A 2,813-nucleotide genomic window follows, 5' to 3' on the forward strand; every position below is an offset into this window, starting at 1 on the left:
CTCCAGGGTGCCGTGTGCGGTCCCACCCTGCCTCCCGGCACGCCGGTGGGGGACGACGGACCTGGCGAGCGGCCCCGAACCCCGCCCCGGGCCGGGGCACCCGGCCCCGGCCCGGAACGGGTTTCGGGGCCCGGCGAGGGGGCGGAATCGACACGACGGACCCCGGCGACAAGCGGGGTATCTCGGGCGTCTAGAGTGGCGTGGTACGCGCGGGCCGTGGCCCGCCTCGCGCCCGCCGGCGGGGACCGATCCGTTCCGCCCGGGGAGTGCGAGCCGCCGATGTCGCACTTAACCAGGGGTGTCCGTGACGGCCGTCGAATCCCGACCCGTGGAGCAGCACAGCGTGGGGCCCGGTCAGCCGCCTCCGGCGGGTCCCGGGAACGCCCGGGCCGATGCCGGCTTCGCCGATCGGATCAAGGCTTTCGTCGCGCTCACCAAGCCGCGCATCATCGAGCTGCTGCTCATCACCACGATCCCGGTGATGTTCCTCGCCGAGCAGGGCGTGCCGAACCTGTGGCTCGTCCTGGCCACCTGTGTCGGCGGCTACCTGTCGGCGGGTGGGGCCAACGCCCTGAACATGTACCTGGACCGCGACATCGACGCGCTGATGTCCCGCACGGAGAACCGTCCCCTGGTCACCGGGATGGTGACCCCGGTGGAGTGTCTGGTCTTCGGCGTCTCCCTGGCGATCGTCTCCACCCTCTGGTTCGGGTTGTTGGTCAACTGGCTCTCGGCCGGGCTGGCGCTGGCGGCGCTCCTCTTCTACGTCGTGGGCTACACGATGATCCTCAAGCGACGGACCTCGCAGAACATCGTGTGGGGCGGCATCGCCGGCTGCATGCCGGTGCTCATCGGCTGGTCCTCCGTGACGAACTCGCTCTCCTGGGCGGCGGTCGTCCTCTTCCTGGTGATCTTCTTCTGGACGCCTCCCCACTACTGGCCGCTGTCGATGCGGGTCCGTGAGGACTACGCCCGGGTCGGGGTGCCGATGCTCCCCGTCATCGCGAACAACACCGTGGTCGCCCGGCAGATCGTCATCTACAGCTGGGTGATGGTGCTGGTCTCGCTGGCCCTGGTGCCGCTCGGTCACGTGGGCTGGTTCTACGCCACCACGGCGGTCCTGGCGGGTGCCTGGTGGCTGTGGGAGGCGCACGCCCTGCGGGCCCGGGCCCGGGCCGGGGCGACCGGTGCCAAGCTCAAGGAGATGCGGCTGTTCCACTGGTCGATCACCTACGTCTCGATCCTCTTCCTGGCCGTCGCCATCGACCCCTTCCTGCGTTAGGGCGTCGCCCGGGACCGGTCCGGCCCCGGGGTGGGCGGGACCCTCCGGCATCCGAACCCCGGTCACCCCCACCGTCATGACCGCCGCGCACGCCCCGGTGCCGCCGCACCGGGGCGTGCGCGGCGGTGTCAGCCCGACACGAGGAGCAGGCCCGCGACGGCGGCGCAGGCCGACAGGAGCGCTGCCACGGCGGCGCGGGGCCCCGCCGGTCGGCCGGAAGGCGGGCGAGGAGCCGGGAAACCGCGCCGAGAACCGCGAGTGGCGGTGCGGCGCGCCAGACGTCGTGACCGGTCCCGCTGCCGGCGGCGGCGACGACGGCCGGGAGACGGCCGACGGCGCGGAGCAGCGGTCCCACCATGGCCCGGCTGCGGCCGTGGACGGTCTCCCCGGACGTGGTCCGATCGAGTGCCGCGCGCAGGGCCGCTTCGTCGTTCACCCAGTGCGCCCGGAAGCGGATGATCCCGCCCGGGTCGATGAGGTGGGCGGGGTTCGGCTTGGGGGTGAAGGCGCGGTGCGGGGTGCCGTCGATGTCGTCGACCGCGACCTCGAACGGGACACCGTGATGGTGACGCAGCTGTCGCGCGTGCCGGTGCTTGTCGGCATCGGTGGTCGGCCGGCCGATCGTCTGGCCGGGGTGCGCCTCCCGGGTGTTGACCAGGACGAAGCGGACCCGCTCCCCGTACCGGACGTGGAGGCGCTTGAGCGCGGGCACGGCGCTTTCGGTGACGGGGCAGGTCCGTGAGCCGAAGACCATGAGCACCGGTCGTGGGCCGAGCGCCCCGGAGGTGAACCGGTTTCCGTCGAGGGTGGGCAGGTCGAACCCGGGTACGGGGCTGCCGGGGCCGAGGGCGTTCCGGCCGAACGTCATGTCGTCGATCAGGAGCCGTGTTCGGAAGCGATCGAAGCGGTGGTCCGAACCGGCGGGGTCGGCGGGAGGACGGAGATCCATCTGGGCTCCAGGGGTCGGATCCGGTTCCCGCTTGACCGAACGGTCAAGAGCGATCGTGGTGTCGGGCGGTCGGGTCGGCGTCCCCGTGGGGCCGGGAGCCGGGTCACCCATCGGTGGGCCCGAACGGACCGTGGGGGGGGCGATGTGCCGGCGGCGGGCGCCCCGGCAGGGGATTCCGGGTCCTGGTGGTGCTTCCTACCGGTCGGTAGCATGGGGGTATGGCCGAAACCCCCGAAACCGAGACCTCCGCCGCCGACACGAGCACCGCACCCGCCACCGGGGCGGGAGCGACCGCGGTGACCGATCGCGGGACCGCCCGGCTCGCCAAGCGCATCCGGGCCTTCGCCGCCGAGCACGGCGGTTCCGCCGACGCGTCCCTCACCCACCTGGGCGTCAGCGGCTACCGACTGGTCCTGGTGGGCGCGGACGGGACCTGGGGCGATGTGGTGACCCGTCACCGGGAGAAGGCGCTCGCCGCCGCGGCGAGCGCGGGCGTCACCGTGCACGACACGTTCGACGGGGAGCCGGCCGCCAGGGTGCGTACCGGCCCCTACGAGTGGAGCCGCATGGCCGGCAGCCAGG

General features: G+C 73.0%; 3 protein-coding genes. 2 read left to right on the forward strand and 1 reads right to left on the reverse strand.

The window, feature by feature from the left end:
* Nucleotides 1-304 precede the first annotated feature (304 nt).
* Nucleotides 305-1,282 (forward strand): heme o synthase, encoded by a 978-nt coding sequence (locus tag FNQ90_RS18630; protein WP_407699393.1) that lies wholly within the window; start codon nt 305-307, stop codon nt 1,280-1,282.
* Here the strand turns inward: FNQ90_RS18630 and FNQ90_RS18635 are convergent.
* Nucleotides 1,227-2,231 carry a TlpA family protein disulfide reductase gene (locus FNQ90_RS18635; RefSeq protein ID WP_182607420.1) on the reverse strand — a complete coding sequence of 335 codons (1,005 nt, stop codon included), beginning with the start codon at nt 2,229-2,231 and terminating at the stop codon, nt 1,227-1,229. The two genes, FNQ90_RS18630 and FNQ90_RS18635, sit on opposite strands and share 56 nt — an antisense overlap.
* A 218-nt stretch (nt 2,232-2,449) precedes the next feature.
* Between FNQ90_RS18635 and FNQ90_RS18640 the strand changes: the two genes are divergently transcribed.
* Nucleotides 2,450-2,813, forward strand: a 364-nt coding sequence (locus tag FNQ90_RS18640) for a hypothetical protein (protein ID WP_182607421.1), incomplete at its 3' end; no start/stop codon positions are given.

This window comes from Streptomyces alkaliphilus, from assembly GCF_014141535.1.
In the GTDB taxonomy this organism is placed as follows: Bacteria; Actinomycetota; Actinomycetes; order Streptomycetales; family Streptomycetaceae; genus Streptomyces; species Streptomyces alkaliphilus.